General features: G+C 71.2%; 25 protein-coding genes and 4 tRNA genes. 22 read left to right on the top strand and 7 right to left on the bottom strand.

The features are described 5' to 3' along the window. Nucleotides 1-10: 10 nt before the first annotated feature. From DEI85_RS12110 to DEI85_RS12100, 3 genes are read left to right on the top strand one after another with little or no spacing between them, the layout of a single operon-like run. Nucleotides 11-940 (top strand): 1,4-dihydroxy-2-naphthoyl-CoA synthase, encoded by a 930-nt coding sequence (locus DEI85_RS12110; protein ID WP_111123261.1) that lies wholly within the window; start codon nt 11-13, stop codon nt 938-940. Further along, nucleotides 940-2,079: an AMP-binding protein gene (locus DEI85_RS12105; protein ID WP_111123262.1), complete on the top strand. Its 1,140-nt coding sequence runs from the start codon at nt 940-942 to the stop codon at nt 2,077-2,079. Before DEI85_RS12110 ends, DEI85_RS12105 begins: the two co-directional genes overlap by 1 nt. A 40-nt stretch (nt 2,080-2,119) precedes the next feature. Then, a complete protein-coding gene (locus DEI85_RS12100) occupies nt 2,120-3,121 on the top strand; it encodes a 1,4-dihydroxy-2-naphthoate polyprenyltransferase (protein ID WP_110861560.1) in 1,002 nt (333 codons plus the stop codon). 39 nt (nt 3,122-3,160) lie between these two features. Here the strand turns inward: DEI85_RS12100 and DEI85_RS12095 are convergent, their stop codons facing one another. Further along, nucleotides 3,161-3,496: a DUF4229 domain-containing protein gene (locus DEI85_RS12095; RefSeq protein ID WP_110861558.1), complete on the bottom strand. Its 336-nt coding sequence runs from the start codon at nt 3,494-3,496 to the stop codon at nt 3,161-3,163. A gap of 64 nt (nt 3,497-3,560) precedes the next feature. Here DEI85_RS12095 and DEI85_RS12090 point away from each other — a divergent pair, with 64 nt between their 5' ends. Further along, nucleotides 3,561-3,920, top strand: a complete 360-nt coding sequence (locus DEI85_RS12090; RefSeq protein ID WP_110861556.1) for a PLD nuclease N-terminal domain-containing protein — start codon at nt 3,561-3,563, stop codon at nt 3,918-3,920. After that, nucleotides 3,913-5,661 carry a 2-succinyl-5-enolpyruvyl-6-hydroxy-3-cyclohexene-1-carboxylic-acid synthase gene (menD, locus tag DEI85_RS12085; protein ID WP_111123352.1) on the top strand — a complete coding sequence of 583 codons (1,749 nt, stop codon included), beginning with the start codon at nt 3,913-3,915 and terminating at the stop codon, nt 5,659-5,661. Before DEI85_RS12090 ends, menD begins: the two co-directional genes overlap by 8 nt. Before the next feature lie 106 nt (nt 5,662-5,767). Here the strand turns inward: menD and DEI85_RS12080 are convergent, their stop codons facing one another. Then, complete coding sequence (locus tag DEI85_RS12080; protein ID WP_111123263.1) at nt 5,768-7,027, bottom strand: isochorismate synthase; 1,260 nt, start codon at nt 7,025-7,027, stop codon at nt 5,768-5,770. A gap of 86 nt (nt 7,028-7,113) precedes the next feature. Between DEI85_RS12080 and DEI85_RS12075 the strand changes: the two genes are divergently transcribed. The 4 genes from DEI85_RS12075 (at nt 7,114) to DEI85_RS12060 (ending at nt 11,651) form a co-directional block, all read left to right on the top strand. Next, on the top strand, nt 7,114-7,905 hold the full coding sequence (locus tag DEI85_RS12075; protein WP_111090310.1) for a demethylmenaquinone methyltransferase: 792 nt from the start codon (nt 7,114-7,116) through the stop codon (nt 7,903-7,905). Between the two features lie 31 nt (nt 7,906-7,936). Next, nucleotides 7,937-9,013, top strand: a complete 1,077-nt coding sequence (locus DEI85_RS12070; protein WP_027466355.1) for a polyprenyl synthetase family protein — start codon at nt 7,937-7,939, stop codon at nt 9,011-9,013. 83 nt (nt 9,014-9,096) lie between these two features. Continuing rightward, a complete protein-coding gene (locus tag DEI85_RS12065) occupies nt 9,097-10,470 on the top strand; it encodes an FAD-dependent oxidoreductase (RefSeq protein WP_111123264.1) in 1,374 nt (457 codons plus the stop codon). A 5-nt stretch (nt 10,471-10,475) separates the two neighbouring features. After that, nucleotides 10,476-11,651 (top strand): heparan-alpha-glucosaminide N-acetyltransferase domain-containing protein, encoded by a 1,176-nt coding sequence (locus DEI85_RS12060; RefSeq protein ID WP_111123265.1) that lies wholly within the window; start codon nt 10,476-10,478, stop codon nt 11,649-11,651. 40 nt (nt 11,652-11,691) lie between these two features. Here the strand turns inward: DEI85_RS12060 and cls are convergent, their stop codons facing one another. Both cls and DEI85_RS12050 read right to left on the bottom strand, forming a co-directional pair. Continuing rightward, nucleotides 11,692-13,152: a cardiolipin synthase gene (gene cls, locus DEI85_RS12055; RefSeq protein ID WP_111123266.1), complete on the bottom strand. Its 1,461-nt coding sequence runs from the start codon at nt 13,150-13,152 to the stop codon at nt 11,692-11,694. 33 nt (nt 13,153-13,185) lie between these two features. Continuing rightward, nucleotides 13,186-13,674, bottom strand: coding sequence for a YajQ family cyclic di-GMP-binding protein (locus DEI85_RS12050; RefSeq protein ID WP_111090313.1), 489 nt, complete (start codon nt 13,672-13,674; stop codon nt 13,186-13,188). A gap of 162 nt (nt 13,675-13,836) precedes the next feature. Between DEI85_RS12050 and DEI85_RS12045 the strand changes: the two genes are divergently transcribed. The 5 genes from DEI85_RS12045 to DEI85_RS12025 all read left to right on the top strand — a co-directional run bounded on the left by DEI85_RS12045 (nt 13,837) and on the right by DEI85_RS12025 (nt 16,405). Further along, nucleotides 13,837-13,921, top strand: a tRNA-Tyr gene (locus DEI85_RS12045). A gap of 58 nt (nt 13,922-13,979) precedes the next feature. After that, the gene (locus DEI85_RS12040) at nt 13,980-14,810 is read left to right on the top strand and encodes an inositol monophosphatase family protein (protein WP_111123267.1); all 831 of its coding nucleotides are present in this window, start codon (nt 13,980-13,982) and stop codon (nt 14,808-14,810) included. A gap of 148 nt (nt 14,811-14,958) precedes the next feature. Next, nucleotides 14,959-16,134 carry a M23 family metallopeptidase gene (locus DEI85_RS12035; protein WP_111123268.1) on the top strand — a complete coding sequence of 392 codons (1,176 nt, stop codon included), beginning with the start codon at nt 14,959-14,961 and terminating at the stop codon, nt 16,132-16,134. A 93-nt stretch (nt 16,135-16,227) separates the two neighbouring features. Next, a tRNA-Thr gene (locus DEI85_RS12030) sits at nt 16,228-16,299 on the top strand. 32 nt (nt 16,300-16,331) lie between these two features. Beyond that, nucleotides 16,332-16,405, top strand: a tRNA-Met gene (locus DEI85_RS12025). Nucleotides 16,406-16,515: 110 nt separating this feature from the next. Here the strand turns inward: DEI85_RS12025 and DEI85_RS12020 are convergent. Together DEI85_RS12020 and DEI85_RS12015 are read right to left on the bottom strand one after the other, a co-directional pair. Next, nucleotides 16,516-18,411 (bottom strand): ABC transporter ATP-binding protein, encoded by a 1,896-nt coding sequence (locus DEI85_RS12020; protein ID WP_111123269.1) that lies wholly within the window; start codon nt 18,409-18,411, stop codon nt 16,516-16,518. Nucleotides 18,412-18,523: 112 nt separating this feature from the next. Next, the gene (locus tag DEI85_RS12015; RefSeq protein ID WP_071406316.1) at nt 18,524-18,922 is read right to left on the bottom strand and encodes a hypothetical protein; all 399 of its coding nucleotides are present in this window, start codon (nt 18,920-18,922) and stop codon (nt 18,524-18,526) included. Nucleotides 18,923-19,053: 131 nt separating this feature from the next. On the opposite strand from DEI85_RS12015, the gene DEI85_RS12010 reads away from it, so the two are divergent. Genes DEI85_RS12010 through DEI85_RS12000 form a run of 3 tightly spaced genes read left to right on the top strand, consistent with a single transcriptional unit; the run spans nt 19,054 to nt 20,956 of the window. After that, nucleotides 19,054-19,503: an FAS1-like dehydratase domain-containing protein gene (locus DEI85_RS12010; protein ID WP_083404408.1), complete on the top strand. Its 450-nt coding sequence runs from the start codon at nt 19,054-19,056 to the stop codon at nt 19,501-19,503. Next, the gene (locus tag DEI85_RS12005) at nt 19,500-19,925 is read left to right on the top strand and encodes a MaoC/PaaZ C-terminal domain-containing protein (RefSeq protein ID WP_110861544.1); all 426 of its coding nucleotides are present in this window, start codon (nt 19,500-19,502) and stop codon (nt 19,923-19,925) included. The genes DEI85_RS12010 and DEI85_RS12005 overlap by 4 nt, the downstream gene beginning before the upstream one ends. Nucleotides 19,926-19,927: 2 nt before the next feature. Further along, nucleotides 19,928-20,956, top strand: a complete 1,029-nt coding sequence (locus DEI85_RS12000; RefSeq protein WP_111123270.1) for a UDP-N-acetylmuramate dehydrogenase — start codon at nt 19,928-19,930, stop codon at nt 20,954-20,956. A gap of 103 nt (nt 20,957-21,059) precedes the next feature. Here DEI85_RS12000 and DEI85_RS11995 read toward each other — a convergent pair whose 3' ends face one another. Beyond that, the gene (locus DEI85_RS11995; protein ID WP_110861540.1) at nt 21,060-22,286 is read right to left on the bottom strand and encodes a pyridoxal phosphate-dependent aminotransferase; all 1,227 of its coding nucleotides are present in this window, start codon (nt 22,284-22,286) and stop codon (nt 21,060-21,062) included. Between the two features lie 152 nt (nt 22,287-22,438). Here DEI85_RS11995 and DEI85_RS11990 point away from each other — a divergent pair. The 5 genes from DEI85_RS11990 (at nt 22,439) to rplA (ending at nt 25,365) form a co-directional block, all read left to right on the top strand. Next, nucleotides 22,439-22,511 (top strand) — tRNA-Trp (locus DEI85_RS11990). A gap of 35 nt (nt 22,512-22,546) precedes the next feature. Beyond that, nucleotides 22,547-22,810, top strand: coding sequence for a preprotein translocase subunit SecE (gene secE / locus DEI85_RS11985; protein ID WP_371830607.1), 264 nt, complete (start codon nt 22,547-22,549; stop codon nt 22,808-22,810). Nucleotides 22,811-22,945: 135 nt separating this feature from the next. Beyond that, nucleotides 22,946-23,995, top strand: coding sequence for a transcription termination/antitermination protein NusG (gene nusG / locus DEI85_RS11980; protein WP_110861538.1), 1,050 nt, complete (start codon nt 22,946-22,948; stop codon nt 23,993-23,995). Nucleotides 23,996-24,153: 158 nt separating this feature from the next. Further along, a complete protein-coding gene (gene rplK, locus DEI85_RS11975; protein ID WP_017888638.1) occupies nt 24,154-24,585 on the top strand; it encodes a 50S ribosomal protein L11 in 432 nt (143 codons plus the stop codon). A gap of 90 nt (nt 24,586-24,675) precedes the next feature. Continuing rightward, a complete protein-coding gene (gene rplA, locus DEI85_RS11970) occupies nt 24,676-25,365 on the top strand; it encodes a 50S ribosomal protein L1 (RefSeq protein WP_017888639.1) in 690 nt (229 codons plus the stop codon). The last annotated feature ends 71 nt before the right edge of the window (nt 25,366-25,436 follow it).

Below are 25,436 nucleotides of genomic sequence, written 5' to 3'. Positions count from 1 at the left end.
CGTTGGGAGCATGGCTGCTCCCGTCTCCGACCTGTTCGACCCCGACGTCTGGACCACCGCTCCGATCGGGGAGCAGTTCACCGACATCACGTACCACAAGCACGTCTCCAAGGGCATCGTCCGGGTCGCCTTCGACCGTCCCGAGGTCCGCAACGCCTTCCGCCCGCGCACGGTCGACGAGCTCTACCGCGCTCTCGACGACGCCCGGCAGGACCCCCGTGTCGGCGTCGTGCTGCTCACCGGCAACGGCCCGAGCCCGAAGGACGGCGGGTGGGCGTTCTGCTCCGGCGGCGACCAGCGCATCCGCGGGCGGAGCGGCTACCAGTACGTCGGCGACGAGGGCGCACCGCCAGAGGGCGTCGACCCCGCGGCCGCGCAGGCGTCGATGGGGCGGCTGCACATCCTCGAGGTCCAGCGCCTGATCCGGATGATGCCCAAGGTCGTCATCGCGGTCGTCCCCGGCTGGGCTGCGGGCGGTGGGCACTCCCTCCACGCGATCTGCGACCTCACCATCGCGAGCGCCGAGCACGGGAAGTTCAAGCAGACCGATGCCGACGTCGGCTCGTTCGACGGCGGCTACGGCAGCGCCTACTACGCCAAGCAGATCGGGCAGAAGTTCGCCCGCGAGGTCTTCTTCCTCGCCCAGGAGTACTCCGCCCAGCGCGCGTACGAGATGGGTGCGGTGAACGCCGTGGTCCCGCACCCCGACCTGGAGCGTGAGGCGATCCGCTGGGGCGAGATCGTGCTCGGCAAGTCCCCGACGGCGATCCGGATGCTCAAGTACGCGTTCAACGCCGTGGACGACGGCATGGTCGGCCAGCAGGTGTTCGCGGGCGAGGCGACGCGGCTGGCCTACGGCACCGACGAGGCGGTCGAGGGTCGCGACTCGTTCCTCGAGAAGCGCGCTCCCGAGTGGACCGCGTTCCCCTGGCACTACTGATGCCCCGTCCGCTGGTCGCGACCGGCACGTCGGACCCGACGGCCGTGCTGCGCGCTCTGGAGGCAGCACTCGCCGGCGGCCCCGCACTGCTCCCCGTCGCCGAGGGGGCTCCGGCACTGCCGACGCCACCGCCGGCGGAGGTCCGTCAGGCGGTCGCCCTGGTGGTCGAGACGAGCGGGTCCACCGGCACCGGCAAGCGCGTGGCGCTCTCGTCCGAGGCGCTCCTCGCCGGTGCCGCCGCGGCGGACGCGGCACTCGGTGGGCCCGGGCGCTGGGTGCTCGCACTGCCGACGCACTACATCGCCGGCATCAACGTCCTGACCCGCTCGATCACCGCGGGCTCCGAACCCGTCGTCGTGCCACCCGGGCACTTCGCGGCCGCCGCGTTCTCCGAGGCGGCCGAACGGCTCGTCGCCGGTCCGGCTGCGCCGCGTCGCTACACCTCGCTGGTGCCGGTGCAGCTCGCCCGTGTCCTCGACGACCCGGACGCCACGCGTGCGCTCGCCCGGTTCGACGCGGTCCTGGTCGGCGGGCAGGCCACCCCGGCGCCGCTCCGGCAGCGGGCGCTCGACGCCGGGGTCCGGATCGTGACGACGTACGGTGCGAGCGAGACGAGCGGTGGATGCGTGTACGACGGCGTCCCGTTCGGCACGGTGCGCACCGCGCTGGTCGACGGCGAGCTGCACCTGGCCGGGCCGATGCTCGCCGAGGGGTACCTCGACGACGACGCCCGCACGGCGTCGGCCTTCGTCGAACGGGACGGGCTGCGCTGGTACCGGACCGGGGACACCGCGACCCTGTCCGACGGGGTGGTCCGCGTGCTCGGACGCCTCGACGACGTGGTGATCTCCGGCGGCGAGAAGGTCCAGCTCGGTGCGGTCGAACGGCTCGTCCGCGGACTCCCCGGGCAGGAGAGCGCCGTCGTCGTGCGGCGCTCGGCGGGGGAGTGGGGCGAGGTCCCGGTCGTCGTCACCGAGCAGCCGCTCGACCTCGACACCGTGCGTACCCACGTCGGAGCCACCCTGGGGCGTGCCGCCCGCCCGGCCGACGTGGTCCTGGTGGACCGGATCCCGATGCTGCCGTCGGGCAAACCCGACCGTCGGGCCGTGCAGGCGCTCGTCGACCCGGTCCGCTCGTAGGACCGCGAGCGGCCGGGCGTTCGCATCGGCAATAAGATCGGTGCTCGTGGCACGAACGAAGAACTCGACGCAGAAGCAGGGCCGGTCCGGCAACCCGGCGAAGGCCGCTGCCCCCGCCCGCACCAAGCGGAAGGCGACCGCGCGCGACTGGATCGGCGGCGCACGCCTGCGCACCCTGACCCTCGGTGTCGTCCCGGTCGTGCTCGGCACCGCCGTCGCGTTCGTCGACAGCGGGGAGTCCGGCGACTTCGGCGACTACCTGGCGAAGGACGGCCACCTCGCGGTCGCGCTGCTCGCCCTGGCCGTGGCGCTGTTCCTGCAGATCGGCGTGAACTACAGCAACGACTACTCCGACGGCGTCCGCGGCACCGACGAGTACCGCGTCGGCCCGGCACGACTCACCGGAGCCGGCCTGGCCAAGCCCCGGACCGTGCTCACCGTCGCCCTGACGTTCTTCGGCCTGGCCGCGGTCGCCGGCCTGGTCATCGTGCTGCTCACCCAGCTGTGGTGGCTGCTGCTCGTGGGCGCTGCCGCCATCGTCGCCGCCTGGTTCTACACGGGCGGCAAGAAGCCGTACGGGTACAACGCCCTCGGCGAGGTCTTCGTCTTCGTCTTCTTCGGATTGGTCGCCGTGCTCGGCACCCAGTTCGTGCAGATCCGCGAGGTCACGGTCAGCGGCTGGGCAGCCGCGGTGGCCGCCGGGTTCTTCGCCTGCGCGGTCCTGATGGTCAACAACATCCGCGACATCGACGAGGACCAGCTGGCGGGCAAGCGCACGCTCGCCGTGGTCGTCGGTCGTCCGGTGGCCCGCGTCCTCTACGGCCTGTTCCTGATGCTGCCGTACGTCGTGCTGCTCTGGTTCGTGCTGCTGTACTTCCGCACGGGCTTCACGTACTTCTCGCTGCTGCTGGCCCTGCCGGCACTGGCGATCGGGGTGTCGTCACGGAAGCCCCGCGAGCTCATCACGGCCCTGCAGCTGTCGTCGTTCGCCTCGCTCGCCTTCGGCGTGGTGCTCGGGATCACCCTGGCCGTCCAGCCGTAGTCACACGGGCCGGCCCGCCCCCGGCCCGGCCCCGTCTGATCAGTCGGCGTCGGTGTCCCGGCGCGTTCCGTGCCGGTCGGCGTCAGACACCGGACGGACGACCGGGGTGGCCGAGGCGTCGGAGTCGGCGGCGTCGACGAAGTCGTCCTCGAAGTCCGAGTCGGCGTCGCGCTCCGGGGCGCCGCGGCGATTCGCCAGGCTCAGGGCCACCTGCGTGCGCAGTCCGGACAGGGCGATGTACGAGATGAGCAGGCCCACCAGGGCGGCCACGATCGTCGCCCAGTACCACGGCATCGGCGTCAGGAGCAGGAGGAGCACGAGCGCCACCACGAAGATGCCGAGCCGAGCCAGGGTGTACAGGAGCCACGCTTTCACACGGTGAGTCTACGGAGCGCCGACCGGCAGGGGCATCACAGGGTCGCGACCTAGACTTCACCGCATGGTCCGCTTGTGGTTGATCGTCGCCGTGGCCGCCGTCGCCTTCACGGTGTACGCGGCCATCGACTGCGGCACGATGCCCCGTCAACGCGTCCGTTCCCTGCGTCGCGGCGTGTGGCTCCTGCTCGTCATCATCCTGCCCGTCGTCGGCGGCGTCCTCTGGTTCCTGCTCGGTCGCACCCCGGCGGCCGACCCCGGTGCCTCGGCCCGGTACCGTGGACCCGAAGACGACCCGGACTTCCTCGGCACCACGCCGGAGCCGGGCGCCACACTCACGGACAAGGACCAGGACGACGCGACCCTCCGAGACCTCGAAGACCAGTTCCACGAGCGCGACGACGACGGCCGCACCGATCGCTGACGGCCCCGTCGGTTCGGGCAGCCCGGCGACGGACACCGCGCTCGCCCTCCTGCAGGAACTCGTGCGTGCCGGCGTCACCGACGTCGTGGTGAGCCCCGGTTCGCGTTCCCAGGCGCTCGCACTCGCGGCGGTCGCCCTGGAACGCGCCGGTGGGCTGACCGTGCACGTGCGGTTGGACGAACGGACCGCAGGGTTCTTCGCACTCGGGCTCGCGGTCGAGACGCACCGACCCGCAGCGGTGGTGACGACGTCGGGCACCGCGGTGGCGAACCTGCACCCCGCCGTGCTCGAGGCGCACCACTCCGGCGTGCCGATGATCGTGCTGAGCGCCGACCGCCCCGACGAACTGCGCGGCATCGGCAGCAACCAGACCACCGTCCAGCCGGGGATCTTCGGCCAGGCCGTCGCCTTCGTCCGCGACGTCGAGGCCCCGTCGGCGCACGGCGTCGACGCCTCGGTCCGCGACACCCTGCGCACCCTCGCCCGACAGGCCGTCGCCGCCGCAGCCGGACACACCGGGCAGCCCGGGCCGGCGCAGCTCAACGTCGCGTTCCGTGAGCCGCTGTCCGCCGGGCTCGCCCCGGAGCACGTCACTCCCGTCCCGGACGACGAGGTCAACCTGGCGTTCGCCACCCGCCGGGCGCACACCGGTCTGCCGGTCGCGGAACTCACCCCGGACGACGAACCGGGCACCGTCGTCATCGCCGGGCACGACGCCGGCGAGGACGCCGAGCGGATCGCCTGGGAACTCGGGGCGCCGCTCCTCGCCGAGGTCTCGAGCGGCGCGCGCTTCGGCCGCAACCTGGTCGTGGCCTACCGCGAACTGCTGCGCGACCCGGACCACGGCGGCGCGGTCCGCCGGGCCGTCGTGCTCGGCCACCCGACCCTCAGCAGGGAGATCCCCGCGCTCCTGCAGCGCGACGGGGTCGAGACGATCGTGCTCCGCGGACCGGCGGCCGACCCCTTCGACCCGGCCCGCGCCTCCCGACCGGACGCCGCGACCACCTTCGTGTCCGACGTCCGCGTGACGGGCCGCACCCGGCCGGAGCACCGCGCGTGGGTCGGCCGCTGGGTCGGCTCCAGCCGGCGGATCCTGGGGGACGGCGACGCCGGCCCGGACCTCGACGCCAAGCGCTCCGCCGACCGCGCCGAGCGGAACAAGTTCCTGCGTGACGAGGTCGCGCTCCGTCGCCGACCCGTCGACCGGGCCATGCTCGCCGACGCCGTCTGGGGGGTGACCTGGCCGCACGACCGGCTCGTCCTCGGGGCGTCGCAGCTCATCCGTGAAGCCGACGCCCGGGTGCTCGGCAAGAAGATCCGGGTGCACGCGAACCGCGGGCTCGCCGGCATCGACGGCACCGTCTCGACCGCACTCGGCATCGCCGCGGCGCTCGAGCAGTCCTCCGCCTCGGTGGGCACCACACGCGTGCTCCTCGGCGACCTGACGCTGCTGCACGATCTCGGAGCGTTCGTCACCGGCACCGAGGAACGCACCCACCGGGTGCAGGTCGTCGTCGGCAACGACCACGGCGGCGCGATCTTCCGCGGGCTCGAGGTGGCGAAGACCACGCCGGAGGCCGACATGCGGCGGATGATGTCGACCCCGCAGCACGTCGACGTCGAGCGGGTCGTCACGGGTCTCGGGTGGGAGTACCGCCGGGCGGCGACGTGGGGTGACCTCGAGCGGGTGCTCACCGACCCCGCCGAGCGGGTCGTGATCGAGGTCCCGCTGGCAGACTGACCGGCGAGCGGCGACCGGCGAACGAGCGGCTGCGCGACCGCGCGACTGCGCGACTGCGCGGCTGCGCGACTGCGCGGCTGCGAGGACCGCCGTCGCGGCGGCTGCCTCAGGCCAGCGCGTCGGTGATCGGCCGGAACTTCAGGGCCGTCTCGGCGACCTCGCGCGCCGGCTCCGAACCGGCGACGATCCCGGCCCCCGCCCAGGCCCGGACGGTGCCGTCGTCGTCGATCCGGGCGCTGCGGAGCGCGAGCATCCACTCGCCGTCACCCGTCGCGCTCATCCAGCCGACCGGCCCGGCGTAGCGGCCGCGGTCGACGCCCTCGAGCTCGGCGACCAACCGCACGGCCACGTCCGTCGGGGTGCCGGCGACCGCGGCCGTCGGGTGCAGGGCGTCGGCGACGTCCAGGGACGTGGTGTCGGGCGGCAGCGTGGCCTGCACGTCGGTCGCCAGGTGCCACAGGTTCGGTAGCTGCAGCCGGAACGGTTCGGCGTCGGCGCGCAGGTCCGTCGCGAGCGGGGCGAGGGCCGCGAGCAGGCTGTCGATCGCGAAGGTGTGCTCCTCGACGTCCTTGCCACTGCTGGCCAGGGCCTCGGCGGCGGCCCGGTCGGACACCTCGTCGGCACCCCGGGCGGCGCTGCCGGCGAGCACCCGTGCGGTCAACCGCGTGCCGTCGGTGCGGGCGAGGGTCTCGGGGGTGGCGCCGATCAGGCCGTCCACCGCGAAGGTCACGCACTGCGGGTAGGCGGCCGCGAGGTCGAGCAGGACCGCCCGTCGATCGGCTCCCGGCGGCAGCGTGCCGACGAGGTCCCGGGCGAGCACGACCTTGCGGGCGCTCCCGTCCACGATGCGGCGGACGGCCTCGGACACGTTGGCGGCGTAGGTGTCCTCGTCGATGTGCCCGGGACGCAGCGCCACGGAGACGTGCGGCCCGACGTGGGGGACCGGGACCGAGGTCCGGGTGAAGGCCAGGGGCTCCGCGCCGAGCGTCGTGTCGATCGCGGTCAGCCAGGCCTTGCCGCGCCGCCGACCGAGGACCACCCGGGGCACGATGAGCACGCTCTCGTCGGCGGAGTCGTCGGCGAAGGCGAACGACCCGAACGCGACGAGCCCCGAACCGCGCAGCTGCACCGGGTCGTCGACGACGGCGGTCTCGACGACGCTGCGCCAGAGGGCCGCGGCGTCACGCATCCGGTCCGGGCCGGTGAATGTGAACCGGAGCGCCTCACCGATGCCGACGATGCCGTCGCCGTTGCGGACGAAGGCGAGGGGACGGTCGCGGAGCGTGTGGCGGAGGACGGCGCCCGGGTCGTCGAGGATCCGGGTCGAGACCGTCAGCGGGGGCGCCGCCGTGGTGGTTCGGGTCACGGCTCCGATGCTACGCGCCGATCCCGCACCGCCCGGGTGGCTGCGAGTCCGGTGAACCCTCGGTCGGGACCTCTAGGATTGACGCTGTGAGCAGAGCGGACCTGAACAAGCGCCCGGACGAGGTGGCGGCGATGTTCGACGACGTCGCGGCCAAGTACGACCTCACGAACGACATCCTGTCGGCGGGCAACGCCCCGCTGTGGCGTGTCGCCACGGTCCGCGCGGTCGACCCGCAGCCCGGCGAGAAGGTCCTCGACATCGCCGCGGGCACCGGGACCAGCGCAGCGGCCTTCGCCAAGAAGGGTGCCGAGGTCACCGCGATCGACCTGTCCGCCGGCATGATCGCCGTCGGCCGTGAACGCCACCCCGAGATCACCTTCGTCGAGGGCGACGCCGAGCAGCTGCCCTTCGACGACGACACGTTCGACGCCGTCACGATCTCGTTCGGGCTGCGCAACGTGAACGACCCGAAGCAGGCGCTCGCCGAGATGCTGCGCGTCCTGAAGCCCGGTGGCCGCGTCGTCATCTGTGAGTTCTCGACGCCGCCCCGCGCCCTGCTGCGCTTCGGCTACGGCACCTACCTGAAGCGCGTGCTCCCGGGCATCGCGCGGCTCTCGAGCAGCAACCCGGCCGCCTACCGCTACCTCGCCGAGTCGATCGACGCGTGGCCCGACCAGCAGGTGCTCACCCAGTGGCTCCGCGGTGTCGGCTTCTCGGTGGTCGCCTACCGCAACCTGACGGCCGGTATCGTCGCACTGCACCGTGGCCGCAAGCCCGTCGCCGACACGGTGCGCGAGTCCGCGGCACGGCGTGCGAAGGCCCGCCGTGACCACCAGAACACCGGCGAGCAGCCGCGCGTCGACCCGGCCGCCGACTGACCGGTCACCACCCCCGAAGACGGAGCAGCACTTGAATCCGAGCGTCCCGGTCGCACGTCGCGCGCCGAGCCTGCGCGCATCGCTGGGCATCGGCGAGCGGTTGTTCGCCACGCCCGCCGACCGACGCTTCATCTCCGCGGTCGACGACGGGCTCGAACTCGTCGAGCAGGGGCTCGAGGACGCCATGCGTTCCACCGACACCCTCGCCGACACCACCAGCCGGTACCTGCTGTCCGCCGGTGGCAAGCGCATCCGCCCGACCCTGACCCTCCTCATCGCCCAGCTCGGTGACGGCGTGACCGACGCCGTGGTCAAGGCCGCGGTGAGCATCGAGACCACGCACCTGGCGTCGCTGTACCACGACGACGTCATGGACGAGGCACCCGTCCGCCGCGGGGTCCCCGCCGCGCAGATCACCTACGGCAACAACGTGGCGATCCTGACCGGTGACCTGCTCTTCGCCCGCGCCAGCCTGATCACGGCCGACCTCGGCACCGAGGGCATCCGGATGCAGGCCGAGACCTTCCAGCGCCTCTGCATGGGGCAGCTGCACGAGACGACGGGGCCGCAGCCGGACGACGACCCGCTCGAGCACTACATCCAGGTGCTCAGCGACAAGACCGGTTCGCTCATCGCCACCGCGGCCCGCGCCGGCGTCATGTTCTCCGGTGCCGACCGCGCCTACCTCGACGCCGTCGGTACCTTCGGCGAGAAGGTCGGCGTGGCCTTCCAGCTCGTCGACGACGTCATCGACCTCGCCCCCGCGACGGACAAGACGGGCAAGATCGCCGGCAACGACCTGCGCGCAGGCGTGGACACCCTGCCGGTCCTGCAGCTGCGCCGGATGGCCGCGACCGATCCGTCCGCGCAGCACCTGGTCGAGCGCATCGAGCGCGACGTCAACGGTGCGCCCGACGACGTGGTCGACTCCGCGCCGTACCAGTCGGCCGTCGCCGCGCTCCGCGAACACGAGGCGACCGCGGCGACCCGCGCCGTCGCCGTCGCCTGGGCCCGCGAAGCCGTCGCCGCCCTCGCCCCGCTCCCCGACGGCACCGTGAAACGGGCACTCACCCGCTTCGCGGACTCCGTCGTCGACCGAAGCCGCTGAACACCCCTCCCGACGCGCACGCCCACGGCGGCCCGGTCGGGAGGCCCCCGGGAACCCCCACCCGAACGAACTGGAGACGATCAGTGCCCACCCTCCGACTCGCCATCGTCGGCGCCGGCCCGGCCGGTATCTACGCCGCGGACATCCTGCTGCGCGAGGCGCACGGCTACGACGTGTCGATCGACCTGTTCGAGCAGCTCCCCGCGCCCTACGGTCTGGTCCGGTACGGCGTCGCCCCCGACCACCCGCGCATCAAGGGCATCATCAACGCCCTGCGTGACGTCCTCGACCGCGGTGTCGTCCGGCTGTTCGGCAACGTCCGCTACGGCGAGGACATCACCCTCGAGGACCTCAAGAAGCACTACAACGCGGTCGTGTTCTCGACCGGTGCGATCAAGGACGCCGACCTCGACATCCCCGGCGTCGACCTCGACGGCTCGTACGGCGCAGCCGAGTTCGTGAGCTGGTTCGACGGCCACCCCGACGTCCCGCGCACCTGGCCGCTGCACGCCGAGAGCGTCGCGGTCATCGGCGTCGGCAACGTCGCCCTCGACGTCTCGCGCATCCTGGCGAAGCACGCCGACGACCTGCTGCCGACCGAGATCCCCGCGAACGTGTACGAGGGCCTCAAGGCATCGCCGGTCACGGACGTGCACGTCTTCGGCCGCCGCGGCCCGGCGCAGGTGAAGTTCACGCCGCTCGAGCTCCGCGAGCTCGGCGAGGTCCGCGACGTCGACATGGTGGTCTACGACGAGGACTTCGACCACGACGAGGCGTCGAAGACCGCGATCGCGACGAACAAGCAGGTCATGGTGATCAACCGTGTCCTCGAGCAGTGGCGCACGCGCGAGGTCGGCCAGGCCAGCCGCCGGCTCCACCTGCACTTCTACGCGAAGCCGATCGAGTTCGTCGGCGACGAGCAGGGCAAGCTGACCGCCATCCGCTACGAGCGCACCCGTCCGAACGGCGAGGGCGGCGTCGAGGGCACCGGCGAGATCCGCGAGATCCCGATCCAGGCCGCCTACCGCGCGGTCGGGTACTTCGGTTCCCCGCTGCCCGGGGTGCCGTTCGACGAGCGGCACGGTGTCATCCCGAACCACGAGGGCCAGGTCCTCGACGACGACAACCAGCAGATCCCCGGGGTGTACGCCACCGGCTGGATCAAGCGCGGTCCGGTCGGGCTCATCGGACACACGAAGTCCGACGCGATGGAGACCGTGCAGCACATCGTCAACGACCAGGCGAGCTGGTGGACCCCGGAGGACCCGTCCGACGAGGCGATCCCGGCGCTGCTCCGCGAGCGCGGTGTCGAGTACACCGACCTCGAGGGCTGGCACCACCTCGACACCCACGAGCAGGCGCTCGGGGCGGCCGACGGGCGCGAGCGCATCAAGGTGGTGCCGCGCGACGAGATGATCGACGTCTCGCTCGGACGCGTCGACACCCCGACGAGCTGACGACCATGACCGACACGCGCCCCGTCCCGCCCGCAGCGGTGCGGGGCGCGTCCGCGTCGGGGACACGGCTGCAGGGCGTCGACGTGGCCCGTGCCCTCGCGCTGCTCGGCATGATGGCCGCACACATCGGTGGCATCGCGGAGCAGCTCGACTGGACCGATCCCGCCACGTGGACCGCCGTCGCCCACGGCCGCCCATCCACGCTGTTCGCGGTCCTCGCCGGGGTCTCGATCGGCCTGACGAGCGGCCGCACCGACCCGCCCGGCCCGCCCGCCATCGGCCGCATCCGTGCCCGGCTCGCCATCCGCGCCGTGGTGGTCGTCGTCATCGGGTTCGCCCTCATGGCGCTCGACACCCCCGTGTACGTGATCCTGCCGACCTACGGGGTGCTGTTCCTGCTGGTGGTCCCGGTGCTCCGCCTCCGACCGGCGGCGCTGCTCGGCATCGCTGCGCTCTGCGCGGTGCTGTCGCCGCTCGCCGCGCTGACGATCGCGCCGGTCTACGCGGACGCCGGCATGATCGGCGTCCAGCTCGGCCTGGTCTACCCCGTGGTCACCTTCCTGGCGTACGTCCTGGTGGGGCTCGCGGTCGCCCGGGCCGGCCTGGGCCCACGCCGCCGGTTCCCGGACGACGCGCCAGCGGCGTACGGGCCGTGCCGGTGGGGAGAGGACCGTGGCGAGCAGGTCGTGCTCCTGGTGTCCGGCGCACTGGTCGCCGCCACCGCGTACGTCGCCGGGTCGGTCCTCGCCCCGGCGCCGGACGACGCGGCTCTGGCGTTCCCCGGGGTCCCCTACGCGGGCGAGGGCTCGACCCCCGGTCAGGCCCTCGCGCAGCTGTTCCTGTCCCCGCGCGACCACTCGTCGTCGGTCGTCGACGTGGTGGGGACTGCCGGGGTGGCGGTCGCCGTGATCGCCCTCTGCCTGCTCGTGTTCGACGGCCGCGGGCGTGTCGCCGAGCGGATCGCGTTCCCACTGGCCGCGGTCGGCTCGATGCCGCTGACGGTGTACTCCGGGCACCTCGTGGTCATCGCGATGCTGCCGACCTACCCGGAGTCGGCCGAGGCCTGGGCCTGGTTCGCCCTCGGCTCGGTGGTCTTCGCGATGCTGTGGCGGCGGTTCCTGGGTCGCGGCCCGCTCGAGCGGGTGGTCGGGGCCCTGGCGTCCCTCGTCCCGATGCGCTGAGCGCACCTGCCGGGGGCGAGTCGTGCCTCCCGGTCGTCCGCTACTGCAGCGCCGCCGTCAGCCGCGCGACGTTGTCGAGCACCTGCGATCGCCGAGGGCGGTCCAGCCACGCGTCGAGCGTGAGCTCGAAGCTGTGTTCCTTGTAGGCGTCCTGCACCTCGCGCAGGGCATCGACGAAGCGGTGCCCCCGGACCATCACGGACACCTCGAGGTTCAGGCTGAACGACCGCATGTCCATGTTGCTCGAGCCGATCACCGACACCTCGTCGTCGATCGTGAAGTGCTTGGCGTGCAGGATCGTCGGCGCGCGGTACAGCCAGATCCGGACGCCGGCCCGAAGGAGTTCCTCGTAGTACGAGCGCTGCGCGTGCCAGGTCATCGCGTGGTCGCCCATCTCGCCGACGAACAGCTCCACGTCGACCCCGCGCTGCGCCGTCGTGGTGATGGCGTAGAGCATCGAGTCGTCCGGCACGAAGTACGGCGACGTGATCGAGACCTTCTGCTGCGCCGAGTAGAGCAGCGCGTTGAACAGGCGCAGGTTGTTCTCGCCGTCGAAGCCCGGGCCGGACGGCACCACCTGGCAGTCGAGCGCATCGCCGCGGTCGGCCCGCTGGACGGGATCGCTCTCGCGCAGCAGCAGTTCGTCGGTCTCGCTGTACCAATCGGTGACGAACAGGGCGTTGAGCCCGGCGACGACCGGCCCCTCGAACCTGGCGAACAGGTCCTTGTAGACCATGCCCTTCTCGACGTGGGACTTGATGTCGTACGACGCGTCGATCAGGTTCTGCGAGCCGGTGAACGCGACCGAGCCGTCGATCACCATGATCTTCCGGTGGTTGCGGAGATCGGGGCGCTGGAACTTCCCCTGCAGCGGCAGGAGCGGCAGCATCAGATGCCACTCGATGCCCGCCTGGTCCATGAACGCCAGGGTGTCCTTGTAGCCCGGGTAGCCGCGGCTCGCCCAGTGGTCGAGCAGGAACCGCACGGTGACGCCACGGCCCTGCGCCCGCGCGAGCGCCTCGAAGAACGGGCGCGTGGTGTCGTCGAGCGTCGCGATGTAGAACTCGACGTGCACGAACCGTCGGGACTGGTCGATCGCGCGGGTCATCTCGGCGATGGACTCCTCGGAGTCGGGGTAGAGCTCCGCGGAGTTGCCACCGACCAACGGCATCGCGCCGAGTTCGCGGTTCAGCCGCGTGACGCTCTCGAGCCACGCGGGCCACGGGTGGTCACGGCGGACCCGCTCGATGCCCTCGGTCTGCTCGAGGATGTACGCGTTGATCTCGGTCTGCTTCTCGCGACGGGCGCGGGGGAGCTTCGTCGACCCGATGACCAGGAAGACGATGAAGCCGATGTAGGGGATGAGGAAGATCGCGAGCAGCCACGCCGTCGCGGTCTGCGGCTTCCGGTTGATCGGGACGTAGATGATCGAGAAGACGCGGATCGCCAGGTCCAGCAGGACGAGCAGGACGGTGATGACGACGCTGAGCCAGTGCTCCACGGGGTGTCGGATGTCGTTCGCAGGGGCCGCGGGTCAGCGGAAGTTGATGAACTGCAACGGGACGTCGAACTCTTCACCCTTGAGGAGCTGGATCGTGTTCTGCAGGTCGTCACGGCTCTTCGACGAGACGCGGAGCTCGTCGCCCTGGATCTGGCTCTTCACCGACTTCGGGGCGTTGGCCCGCAGGAACGCGCCGATCTTCTTCGCCACGTCCTGCTCGATGCCGTTCTTGAACTTCACCTCGATGCGGTACTCCTTGCCCGAGGGGTACGGGTCGCCGGCGTCGAGGCTCTTCAGGCTGATGTTCCGCTTGATCGCCTTGCTCTGCAGTACGTCGAGCACCGCCTTGGCGCGCTCTTCCGAGTTCGCCTTGATCAGGACGTCCTCACCGCTGAACGCGACCGAGGCGTCGGCGCCCTTGAAGTCGTACCGCTGCTCGATCTCCTTGGCGGCCTGGTTGAGGGCGTTCTCCGCCTCCATCTTGTCGACCTTGCTGACCACGTCGAAGGAACTGTCTGCCATGCCGACAGCCTAACGGCGGACGGGAGGCCCGGTTCGGCCCCCGTGCGCGGGCCCTGGTGGGTGCGTGCTCGCGTCCAGGGCCGATGGTCACGACCACCGTCAGCCATCCGCTATGCTTTTGTGCGCGCCTTCGGTTGGTGATCACACCGGCTGGGTGCGCATGGCAAGTTACCCAAGCGGCCAAAGGGATCTGACTGTAAATCAGCCGGCGTAGCCTTCGGGGGTTCGAATCCCTCACTTGCCACCATCTGATCGGCCCCGTCCCCTGCGGACGGGGCCGATGGTGTTTCCGGGAGGATGGGTGCATGGCATCCGACCCCACACCGTCCCAGTTCGCCGACCTCGCCGAGTCGATCGCCCGTGACGCAGCGGCGCTGGCTGCACGCCGCCGCGCCGAGGGGGTCGAGGTCGCGGACCGGAAGTCGAGCATCGTCGACGTGGTCACGGCCGCCGACCGTGAGGTCGAGGCACTCATCCGCGCCCGCATCGCCGAGGCCCGCCCCGACGACGCCTTCCACGGCGAGGAGTCCGGGTCGGCCTCGGGTGCCTCGGGCATCACCTGGGTGGTGGATCCGATCGACGGCACGGTCAACTACCTGTACGGCAGCGCCGAGTACGGCGTGAGCATCGGCGTCGTGCGGGGCGCACCCGACCCGATGACCTGGGAACCGATCGCGGGCGTCGTCGTGGCGCCGGCGACGGGCACCGTCTTCCGCGCGGCCGTCGGCCAGGGTGCGACCCGCGACGGGGAACCGTTGTCCGTCGCCGCGCCCCGTTCGCTCGCCGAGACGCTCGTCGCCACCGGGTTCGGGTACACGGCCGATCGTCGCCGTGAGCAGGTCGCGGTGCTCGCCGGGCTCATTGGCGAGGTGCGGGACATCCGCCGTGGGGGAGCGGCGTCGCTCGACTGCTGCGCCGTCGGGGCGGGAGTGGTGGACGCGTACTACGAGCGCGGGATCAACCCGTGGGACATGGCCGGTGGTGCCCTCGTCGCGCAGGAGGCCGGCGCGACGATCCGCATCTGGGAGGCCGGAGGGACCCGCTCCTTCCTGTTCGCGAGCCCGGCGGTCGTCGACGAGCTCGAGGCCCTGGTGCGCGGGCTCGAGGCGGGTGTGCTCGGAGCCGTGGGGGCCTGACGACGCGCCGGTCCCCAGGTCTGGGGGTGCCGGGTGGACATGACCACGACTGGCGACGTGCGACGACGTTTGCTAGCGTGCTCTGGTCCCGTTATCTGCTCGTTACCATCGAGCGAGCCCTTCCCCGATCAGGATCGCCACCGCACGCATGCCCCGTACCCCTCTGTCCCCCGCTCCCACCGACGGTTCCGTCGACGCCGCCACCCCGGTCGTCCACCTGACCCGACGCGCTCGGATCGAGGCGGAGCGAGCAGCGGCGAAGGGCGCGGTCGTGGTGCAAGAGGGACAGGGCTCGACGCGTCCGAGCTTCGACGACGTGATCGGCGCGGCCACCCCGGGGACCCCGGCCGCCCCCGTGTCGCCGATCGACCTCGCACCGGCATCGCCCGTACGCCCGGCCTCCCGCATCGCGACGCCGCCCGCACCCACCTCGCCCGTCGTGCACGCCCAGCGGGTCGCTCCCGTTGCCTCCGCCGCCTCGGCGTCGCAGCCGCGTCGTGTCGTGGGGCAGGTCCCCGCATCGCGCCGCCGCGGCCGTCCGACCACGAAGACCCCGGTTGACCGCGCGACCCGTCACATCCGGTCCACCGCCACCACGACCCCTGCAGCAGCGCGGTCCCCGAAGCAGGGCGCGTCGTTCCGCCGTGCTGCATCCCGTGTGACCGCGGTCGGCGCACTGCTGTTCGCAGCAGGCCTGGTCGTCTCGACCTCACTGCCGGCCCAGGCGCTCTGGGTCCCGGCCTCCGGCTCGACGGCGGCCCGTGCCACCGTCGACGGCGCCACCCAGTCGATGCAGGTCGGTGCCTCGGCCGACGGTTCGACCGCCCGCGACCAGTACACCGTGTCCGACGCCACGCAGTACGCGAACGTCGACTCCTCGACCTTCACGAACGACCCGACCGGCACGATCCAGTGGCCGTTCCTGACCGGTGTCCCGATCACCTCGGGGTTCGGTGGACGCCAGGTCGCCGGGTGCTCGTTCTGCTCGACGAACCACATGGGCATCGACTTCGCCCCGGGCGAGGGCACCCCGATCGGCGTCATCGCCGCTGGCACCGTGATCAAGGTGCAGGCGAACGACGGCGGTTTCGGCAACGACGTCTGGGTCGAGCACGACGTGGACGGCAAGCAGTTCGTCAGCGTCTACGGCCACATGGAGGACAACTCCTTCAAGGTCGTCACCGGCCAGCACGTCGAGGTCGGGGACATCCTCGGTCTCGTCGGCAGCACGGGCAACTCCACGGGTCCGCACCTGCACCTCGAGGTGCACGTCGACGGGGTCCCGGTGGACCCGCTGGCGTGGCTCCAGACCAACGCGAACTAGCGGCCGACGGCGCGGCACGCCCGGGCGTCTCGCCCGGTTCCGGAGCAGCGTCGGAGGTCTGCTATCCTCGTGTGGTGCCGCTCGCGGCACATCGCCCCGATAGCTCAGTGGTAGAGCACCTCCATGGTAAGGAGGGGGTCGTCAGTTCAATCCTGACTCGGGGCTCCGACCCGGTGCGCGTGCCGCTCCGGATCTCTGGCGGGGTAGCTCAGTTGGTTAGAGCACACGACTCATAATCGTGGGGTCGCGGGTTCAAGTCCCGCCCTCGCTACACGCAAGGCCCTCTCGTCCAGGATCCCCTGGGTCAGGGGGCCTTCTCTGTCGCCGGCTCCACCTCGGTTGCCGGTTCCACCTCGGTTGCTGGTTCCGCCCACCGCGCGCTCAGTCTGCCGCCGGCACATCGGCCGCGACGTTCTGCTGCGCGGCGAACTGGGTGCGGTGCAGCTCCTCGTACCGGCCACCCGCGGCCAGCAGCTCGTCGTGTGTGCCCCGCTCCACGATCGAGCCGTCCTCGACCACCAGGATCATGTCCGCGCTGCGGATCGTGGAGAGCCGGTGCGCGATCACCATCGCCGTCCGCCCCTCGAGTGCCTCGCCGAGCGCTGCCTGCACCGCTGCCTCGGACGTCGAGTCGAGTGCCGCCGTCGCCTCGTCGAGGATGACGACGCGTGGCTGGGCGAGCAGGAGCCGGGCGATCGTCATCCGCTGGCGCTCGCCCCCGGACAGCCGGTAGCCGCGTTCGCCCACCATGGTGTCCAGCTGGTCGGGGAGGGACCGGATGAGCGGCTCGAGCCGCGCACGGCGGACCGCGTCCCACACCTCGTCGTCGGACGCCTCGGGCCGGGCGAACCGCAGGTTGGAGCGGATGGTCTCGTGGAACAGGTGGCCGTCCTGCGTCACCATGCCGAGGGTGTGCCGCATCGAGGCGAAGGTGACGTCCCGGACGTCGGTCCCGGCCAGGCGCACCGCGCCGCTGTCGACGTCGTACAGGCGTGCGAGCAGCTGCGCGACCGTGGACTTGCCGGCCCCGGACGAGCCGACCAGGGCGACGGTCTGCCCCGGCTCGATCCGGAACGACAGGCCGTGCAGCACCTCCTCGCCGCCGCGGGTGTCCAGCGTGGCGACCTCCTCGAGCGAGGCGAGGGACACCTTGTCGGCGGACGGGTAGGCGAAGCGGACGTCGTCGAACTCGACGGAGACGGGGCCGTCGGCGATGGTGACCGCGTCCGGCTGCTCCCGGATGAGCGGTTCGAGGTCGAGCACCTCGAAGACGCGCTCGAAGCTGACCACGGCGCTCATGATCTCCACCCGCGCGTTCGCCAGGCTCGTCAGCGGGGCGTACAGCCGGGTGAGGAGGAGCGCCAGGGTGACGACCTCGCCGGTGTCCAGCCGGCCGGCGAGCGCGAGGAAACCGCCGAGCCCGTAGACCAGCGCGAGGGCGAGCGCGGAGACGAGCATCAGCGCGGTGAAGAAGACGAACTGCAGCATCGCGGTCCGGACGCCGATGTCGCGGACCCGGGCAGCGCGCACACGGAACTCCTCGGCTTCCTCGTCGGGCCGGCCGAACAGCTTGACGAGGGTGGCGCCGGGTGCCGAGAACCGCTCGGTCATCTGGGTGCTCATCGCGGAGTTGTGGTCGGCGGCCTCGCGGCGCAGGGCGGCGAGGCGGCTGCCCATCCGGCGCGCGGGGACCAGGAAGACCGGGAGCATGACGACGGCGAGGACCGTCACGAGCCACGAGGTGCTGAGCATGACGATCAGGGTGAGGATCAGCGCCACGAGGTTCGTGACCACGCCGGACAGCGTGCCGCTGAAGGCCTGCTGGGCGCCGATCACGTCGTTGTTGAGGCGGCTCACCAGCGCACCGGTCCGGGTGCGGGTGAAGAACGCGATGGGCATCTTCTGCACGTGGTCGAAGACGGCGGTGCGGAGGTCCAGGATCACGCCCTCGCCGATCCGCGCCGAGTACCACCGCGTCGTCAGCGACACGGCGGCGTCGGCCACGGCCACCAGGGCGATGACCACGGCCAGCCGGACGATCGTCGCGACCTCACCGCGGGCGACGATGACGTCGACCACCTGACCGGCGAGGACCGGCGTCGCGACCGCGAGGAAGGCGCCGACGACGGAGAGACCGATGAAGACCAGCAGCTTCGCCCGGTACGGCACCGCGAACGTCAGGATCCGCCGGACGGACGCGCGGGAGAACCCGTGCTTGCCGCCCTGCGCGGACGCGATCTTGTACAGCGAGCTCCAGGCTGCGCTCTCCATGCTCATGGCGGTTCCTTTCCGGGGCCCCTGGCCCAACCTAGATGGCTGGCCGGGTGCTCGGTGACCGCTCCCGGGACGGTGCGCCGCACGGCCACCCGCCGGAGGCCGTCGGGCCCGCCTACTGCGTGCGGTGGGAGCCGGTGTCCGTGCGCGTCGCGAGCACCCCGGCCGCACGGAACGCGTCCTCGACCGCGGCGGTGACCTGCTGCCAGGCGGCCCGTCGACGGTTCGCCCCGATGCTGCCGCCGGACACGGCCGTGCCGTGCCCGGCCCGGCGCAGGGTGATCGTGGTGGTGGCACCGTCCACGACGGTCGACAGCTCGTACCGGCGGTACTCCCGGGCCGGCTGCACGAGCGCACCGAGCAGGATGGTGAGGGTCCGGCTGCCCGCCGTCGCGGTCATCGTGCCACCCGTCGACTCGACGTGGTGGCCCGTGCGGCGCAGCGCAGCGGCCGCGACCTCCATCGCGGTGCACCGGTCTCCCGTGTGCACGGCGAACTCCGTCGTGGTGTCCATCGGCCCTCCCCGTCCCGAACGAACCCGTGCCGCACGGCACGCCCCGATTCCCCCGAACCGGTCTCAGACAGTCTAGCTGATGCGTTCTCATGGATCGCAGGCCCCCGGACGGGCCTCGGTAGACTGCCGTGGTGTCAGTGAACCCCGAGCTCGTCGGCAGGACGTTCCCGCCGGCCCAGCCCTACCTGGTCGGCCGCGAGAAGGTGCGCGAGTTCTCGCGTGCGGTCTTCGCGACCAACCCCGTCCACCACGATCCGGGCGCCGCACGTGCCGCCGGGTACGCCGACGTGGTCGCGCCCCCGACGTTCGCCGTCGTCGTGCAGGAGGCCACGCTCGCGCAGCTCCTGAACGAGCCCGACGCCGGCATCGACTTCTCCCGCGTCGTCCACGGCGAGCAGTCCTTCACCTACGACCGGCCGATCGTCGCCGGTGACGAGCTCACCGCGACCCTGACGGTCACCAGCGTGAAGACCCTCGGCGGCAACGCGATGGTCACCGCCCAGAGCACAATGAACGACGCCGAGGGGGAGCACGTCGTCACGGCGACCTCCACCCTCGTGGTCCGAGGAGACGACGCATGACCGCCGCACCCGCCACCGCGCTCGAGGTCGGCACCGTCGTCGCCGAGCGTGACGTGCACATCACGCGCGACTCGCTCGTCCGGTACGCCGGCGCCTCGGGCGACTTCAACCCGATCCACTACCGCGACGACGTCGCCGCCTCGGTCGGCCTGCCCGGTGTCCTCGCCCACGGCATGCTCACGATGGGCATCGCCGTGCAGCCGGTCGCCGAGTGGCTCGGCGACAGCGGCTGGGTCACGGGCTACGGCGTCCGCTTCACGCGCCCCGTCGTCGTCGACCCGGAGCAGGGTGCCACCGTCGGCATCGTCGCGAAGGTCGGCACCGTCGACGAGGACGGCCGGCCGAAGCGCATCGACCTCACCGTGACCGCCGCCGGGCAGACCGTGCTCGGCAAGGCGCAGGTCACGGTGGTGTTCCGCTGACCGTGTCCGAGCCGGTGCTGGCCGACCTGACGACGCTCCGCGTCGGCGGGGCCGCCACCCGGCTGCTCACGGCCACGACGACCGACGAGCTCGTCGCCCACGCGCTCGACGCCTTCGACGACGACGAGTGGCTCGTCCTCGGGGGCGGCAGCAACCTGCTGGTCGCCGACCAGGGCTTCGACGGCACCGTCGTGCTGGTCCGGACGACGGGCGTCGACGCCGACCGCGACGCCGAGGGCGTCACCGTGCGCGTCGCCGCGGGGGAACCGTGGGACCCGTTCGTCGCCACGACCGTCGCGAACGGCTGGACCGGCCTGGAGGCCCTCAGCGGCATCCCGGGCACGGTCGGTGCGTCCCCGGTGCAGAACATCGGCGCCTACGGGGTCGAACTCGCCGACGTGCTCACCCGCGTCGAGTTCCTCGATGCGGTCACGGGGGAGCGCACGTGGGTCCCGGCAGCCGAGCTGGCGCTCGGCTACCGCACGTCGACCCTCAAGCACGGTCGGCGCGGTGTCGTGCTGACGGTCGAGTTCCGGCTGGGGCTCGCGGGGGAGCACGGTGTGCCCGTGCGGTACGCGCAGCTCGCCGGTTCGCTCGGGGTCGAGCTCGGTGCGCTCGTGCCGCCCACGACCGTCCGCGACGAGGTGCTGCGGCTGCGCGGCTCGAAGGGCATGGTGCTCGACGGGGACGACCACGACACCTGGAGCGCCGGGTCGTTCTTCACCAACCCGATCGTCTCGCCGGCGTTCGCCGAGACCCTGCCGGCGGATGCGCCCCGTTGGCCCGCGGGCGACGACGTCAAGCTCAGTGCCGCTTGGCTCATCGAGCACGCCGGCGTCCACCGTGGCTACGCGATCCCGGGCTCCCGTGCGGCGATCTCGTCGAAGCACACCCTCGCGCTGACGAACCGCGGCGGGGCGACGGCCGCGCAGGTGGCCGAGCTCGCACGGTTCGTGCAGGTGACCGTCCTGAACCGGTTCGGTGTCTCGCTCGTCCCGGAACCCGTCGTGGTGGGGGACCTGCTCGGCTGATCGTCCGCGCGACGGGACGGACGCGCACCGCGCACCACGGGCCTCCCGGAACGTGCGAACGGGCCACCTCGGCGAGGTGGCCCGTTCTGCGGATCCGAAGGGGCTACGCGAAGAACTCCGCCAGCCGGGCAACGCCCTCGGCGATGTCGTCGTCGCCCAGCGCGTACGACAGGCGCAGGTAGCCGGAGGGGCCGAAGGCCTCACCCGGCACGACCGCGACCTCGGCGTGCTCGAGGATCAGGTCGGCCAGCTCGAGCGTGGTCGTCGGTGTGGTGCCGGCCCACTCGCGACCGAGCAGTGCGGTGACGTCCGGGTAGACGTAGAAGGCGCCCTGCGGGGTCGGCGTGCGGAAGCCCGGGATCGCGTTGAGGCCGTCCACGATGGCCTTCCGTCGGCGGTCGAAGGCCTCACGCATGGCGGCGACGGGCTCCTGCGGACCGGTGAGGGCGGCGATCGCGGCGCGCTGCGACACGTTGGAGACGTTCGACGACAGGTGCGACTGCAGGTTCGACGCGGCCTTGACGGCGTCGGTCGGGCCGATGAACCACCCGACGCGCCAGCCGGTCATCGCGTAGGTCTTCGCGACGCCGTTCACCAGGATCGTGGTGTCGGCGAGGGCGGGGACCTCGGCCAGGATGCCGGCGAAGCGGACCCCGTCGTACACCAGGTCCTGGTAGATCTCGTCGCTGATCACCCAGATGCCGTGCTCGAGCGCCCACTCGCCGATGGCCCGGGTCTGCTCGGCGGAGTACACGGCACCCGTGGGGTTCGACGGCGAGCAGAACAGCAGCGCCTTGGTCGCCGGGGTGCGGGCGGCCTCGAGCTGGTCGACCGTCACCAGGTAGTCCTGGTCGCTGCCGGCGAAGACCTCGACGGGCTCGCCGCCGGCCAGCCGTATGGCCTCGGGGTAGGTGGTCCAGTACGGCGCGGGCAGCAGGACCTCGTCGCCGGCGTCGACGATGGTCTGGAACGCCTGGTAGACCGCCTGCTTGCCACCGTTCGTGACGATGACCTGCGACGGCTCGACGGTGACGCCGGACACCCTGGCGGTCTTGTCGGCGATGGCCTGCTTGAGTTCGGGCAGGCCGGTCGCGGGCGTGTAGCGGTGGTTCTTCGGGTCCTGCGCGGCAGCGACGGCCGCGTCGACCACGTGCTGCGGGGTCGCGAAGTCGGGCTCGCCGGCGGCGAACGAGATCACCGGACGCCCGGCGGCCTTGAGGGCCTTGGCCTTCGCGTCGACCTTGAGCGTCGCGGACTCGGCGATGGCCGCGATGCGGGACGCGATGCGCGGGCGATCGGCCGGCGCGGTGGCGAGGGTGTCGACGGACACGTGGGCGGTGGACTCGGGGCCTGGGGCTGCGGTGCTCACGGGGCCCAGCCTACCGGCGCGGCACGCCGTGGAAGGGGCCAAGTGGACACCGTGTGACGGACTCCCGTAGACTCGTCCACCGGAACGCGGATCGGTGACGAACCGTGTTGCGAAGGGCGGTGGCTCAATTGGTAGAGCAGCGGTCTCCAAAACCGCAGGTTGCAGGTTCGAGTCCTGTCCGCCCTGCAACTCTGGAAGGGTAGAAGTTGGCGAGCAAAGACATGGAGACGACGGCGGACGACGTCGTCGCCAAGGCGAAGCAGGACCGGGCCGAGCGCCGCGGGCCCATCGCTGCCATCGTGCTCTTCATCCGCCAGGTGATCGGCGAACTGCGCAAGGTCGTGACGCCGACCCGCAAGGAACTCTTCAGCTACACGGGCGTCGTGCTCGTGTTCGTCGTCGTCATGATGATCCTGGTGTCGATCCTCGACTTCGTGTTCGGTCTCGGCGTCGGGTACGTCTTCGGCAACGGGCCCACGGCCTGACCCCGACGTCGACTGCCGTGTGCGGTCGTTTTCGAGGAGTACGGTCGCCCGAGACGGCGTCGATCGTGACGGCGTCGCTCGTGACCATGAACGAACGCCACCCCGACCCGAACCACCGAACGGAAAGAATCGACTGTGTCTGACAACTCCCGCGATGACATCGACCTCGCGACGGCTGCCGAGCAGTCCTCCGAGGTCGAGGAGAACCAGGAAGGCGACGTCGAGACCGGCGAAGGACGCTCCGTCGAGTCCGCTGAAGAGCGTGCGATCTCGATCGAGGGCGACGACGACGAGTCCCTCGGCCTCAGCTCCGAGCCCGACGACGGCACCGTCGACGCCGGCCTCGACGAAGCACTGACGGCCCTGCAGGAAGCCCGCGACCCCGAGGCCGACGCCGTCGTGGACGACGCCCTCGAGATCGACTCCGCCGACGAGGCCGAGGCCGCCGTCGAGGCCGTCGAGGACGAGGAAGAAGTCGAGCTCGAGTCCGAGACCGCCGCCGAGGCGAACGAGACCCTCGCCGCCGACGAGGCACTCGACGCCGAGGACGAGGACGACGAGCCCGCCGAGGTCGACCCGTACGAGGCCTTCAAGGCCGAGCTGCGGATGAAGCCGGGCAAGTGGTACGTCATCCACTCCTACGCGGGCTTCGAGCGCCGCGTGAAGTCGAACATCGAGAACCGCATGGTCTCGATGTCGATGGAGGACTACATCTACCAGGTCGAGGTCCCGATGGAGGACGTCGTCGAGATCAAGAACGGGCAGCGCAAGCTGGTCACCCGCGTCCGGATCCCCTCGTACGTGCTCGTCCGCATGGACCTCAACGAGGACTCGTGGTCCGTCGTCCGGCACACCCCGGGCGTCACCGGCTTCGTCGGCAACGCGCACAACCCGACCCCGCTCCGTTTCGACGAGGCGTTCGGCATGCTCAAGTCCCTCGTGCAGGTCGCCGAGGCCGCCCCGACCAAGGGTGGCGCGAAGGGCAGCGGCTTGCAGGCACAGCCCGCAGCCGAGGTCGACTTCGAGATCGGCGAGACGATCACCATCAAGGAAGGCTCGTTCGCGGGCCTGCCGGGTTCGATCTCCGAGATCAAGCCGGAGAGCGGCAAGCTCACCGTCCTCGTCTCGCTGTTCGAGCGCGAGACCCCGGTCGAGCTCAGCTTCGACCAGGTCACGAAGCTCTAGCGACCACCAAGCTGTAGCGATCACCGAGATCGACTACACTGAACGGGTTTGGGCCCGCGCGCCTCGTGCGAGCGGGCCTTCACCGCTGTCCGGAACGGCCGGACCAGCGGGAGAGTGCACGGATCCCCGTGTGTTCGATTCCAGGAGGAAGACAAGTCATGGCACCGAAGAAGAAGGTCACGGGCCTGATCAAGCTGCAGATCAACGCGGGAGCCGCCAACCCGGCCCCCCCGATCGGTCCGGCGCTCGGTCAGCACGGCGTCAACATCATGGAGTTCTGCAAGGCGTACAACGCGGCGACCGAGTCGCAGCGTGGCAACGTCGTGCCGGTCGAGATCACCGTCTACGAGGACCGTTCGTTCACGTTCGTCCTCAAGACCCCGCCGGCCGCCGAACTCATCAAGAAGGCTGCTGGTGTGCAGAAGGGGTCCTCGACCCCGCACACGGTCAAGGTCGCGAAGATCTCGATGGACCAGGTCCGTCAGATCGCCGAGACCAAGCAGGCCGACCTGAACGCCAACGACATCGAGCAGGCCGCGAAGATCATCGCCGGCACCGCACGCTCGATGGGCATCACGGTCGAGGCCTAAGCACCGATCGGGCTTCGGCCCACCACCAGACACCTTTCCGTGGGAGAGCCTCGCCGGCTCGCCAACCACGTATCTCGCAAGGAGACCACCATGGCGAAGAAGTCCAAGGCCTACCAGGCCGCGGCCGCGAAGATCGAGGCCGACAAGTTCTACACCCCGACCGAGGCCGTCGCCCTGGCCAAGGAGACCGGTTCCTCGAAGACCGACTCCACCGTCGAGGTCGCGCTGAAGCTCGGCGTCGACCCCCGCAAGGCCGACCAGATGGTCCGCGGCACGGTCATCCTGCCGCACGGCACGGGCAAGACCGCCCGCGTCATCGTCTTCGCGACGGGTGCGGCTGCTGAAGCCGCCATCGCCGCCGGCGCCGACGAGGTCGGTGGCGACGAGCTCATCGCGAAGGTCGCCGAGGGTTACACCTCCTTCGACTCCGCCGTCTCGACCCCGGAGCTCATGGGCAAGGTCGGTCGTCTCGGTAAGGTGCTCGGCCCGCGTGGCCTCATGCCGAACCCGAAGACCGGCACCGTGACCCCGAACGTGGCGCAGGCCGTCAACGACATCAAGGGCGGCAAGATCGAGTTCCGCGTCGACAAGCACGCCAACGTGCACTTCGTCGTCGGCAAGGCCTCGTTCACGCCGGAGCAGCTCGACGAGAACATCTCGACCGCGCTCGAGGAGATCAACCGCCTCAAGCCGTCGTCCTCGAAGGGCCGTTACGTCATGAAGGGCGCCGTCTCGACGACCTTCGGCCCCGGCATCCCGCTGGACGTCAACAGCATCTGACGACCTTCGGCACTGCGTTCTCCCAGTGCCATCCCGCTGGACGTCAACAGCATCTGAGTCCCCTGACTCGT

Source organism: Curtobacterium sp. MCBD17_026 (assembly GCF_003234895.2).
GTDB lineage: Bacteria > Actinomycetota > Actinomycetes > Actinomycetales > Microbacteriaceae > Curtobacterium > Curtobacterium flaccumfaciens.
This window is presented reverse-complemented; position numbering and strand designations above follow the sequence as displayed.

What these genes read in the sequence shown, in the direction of transcription:
- DEI85_RS12060 (WP_111123265.1), top strand. Translation starts at nt 10,476, where the DNA reads ATGACCGACACGCGCCCCGTCCCGCCCGCAGCGGTGCGGGGCGCGTCC.
- DEI85_RS12035 (WP_111123268.1), top strand. Translation starts at nt 14,959, where the DNA reads ATGCCCCGTACCCCTCTGTCCCCCGCTCCCACCGACGGTTCCGTCGAC.
- secE (WP_371830607.1), top strand. Translation starts at nt 22,547, where the DNA reads ATGGAGACGACGGCGGACGACGTCGTCGCCAAGGCGAAGCAGGACCGG.
- DEI85_RS12105 (WP_111123262.1), top strand. Translation starts at nt 940, where the DNA reads ATGCCCCGTCCGCTGGTCGCGACCGGCACGTCGGACCCGACGGCCGTG.
- DEI85_RS12020 (WP_111123269.1), bottom strand. Translation starts at nt 18,411, where the DNA reads ATGAGCATGGAGAGCGCAGCCTGGAGCTCGCTGTACAAGATCGCGTCC.
- DEI85_RS12110 (WP_111123261.1), top strand. Translation starts at nt 11, where the DNA reads ATGGCTGCTCCCGTCTCCGACCTGTTCGACCCCGACGTCTGGACCACC.
- DEI85_RS12050 (WP_111090313.1), bottom strand. Translation starts at nt 13,674, where the DNA reads ATGGCAGACAGTTCCTTCGACGTGGTCAGCAAGGTCGACAAGATGGAG.
- rplK (WP_017888638.1), top strand. Translation starts at nt 24,154, where the DNA reads ATGGCACCGAAGAAGAAGGTCACGGGCCTGATCAAGCTGCAGATCAAC.
- DEI85_RS12005 (WP_110861544.1), top strand. Translation starts at nt 19,500, where the DNA reads ATGACCGCCGCACCCGCCACCGCGCTCGAGGTCGGCACCGTCGTCGCC.
- DEI85_RS12090 (WP_110861556.1), top strand. Translation starts at nt 3,561, where the DNA reads ATGGTCCGCTTGTGGTTGATCGTCGCCGTGGCCGCCGTCGCCTTCACG.
- DEI85_RS12040 (WP_111123267.1), top strand. Translation starts at nt 13,980, where the DNA reads ATGGCATCCGACCCCACACCGTCCCAGTTCGCCGACCTCGCCGAGTCG.
- DEI85_RS12015 (WP_071406316.1), bottom strand. Translation starts at nt 18,922, where the DNA reads ATGGACACCACGACGGAGTTCGCCGTGCACACGGGAGACCGGTGCACC.
- rplA (WP_017888639.1), top strand. Translation starts at nt 24,676, where the DNA reads ATGGCGAAGAAGTCCAAGGCCTACCAGGCCGCGGCCGCGAAGATCGAG.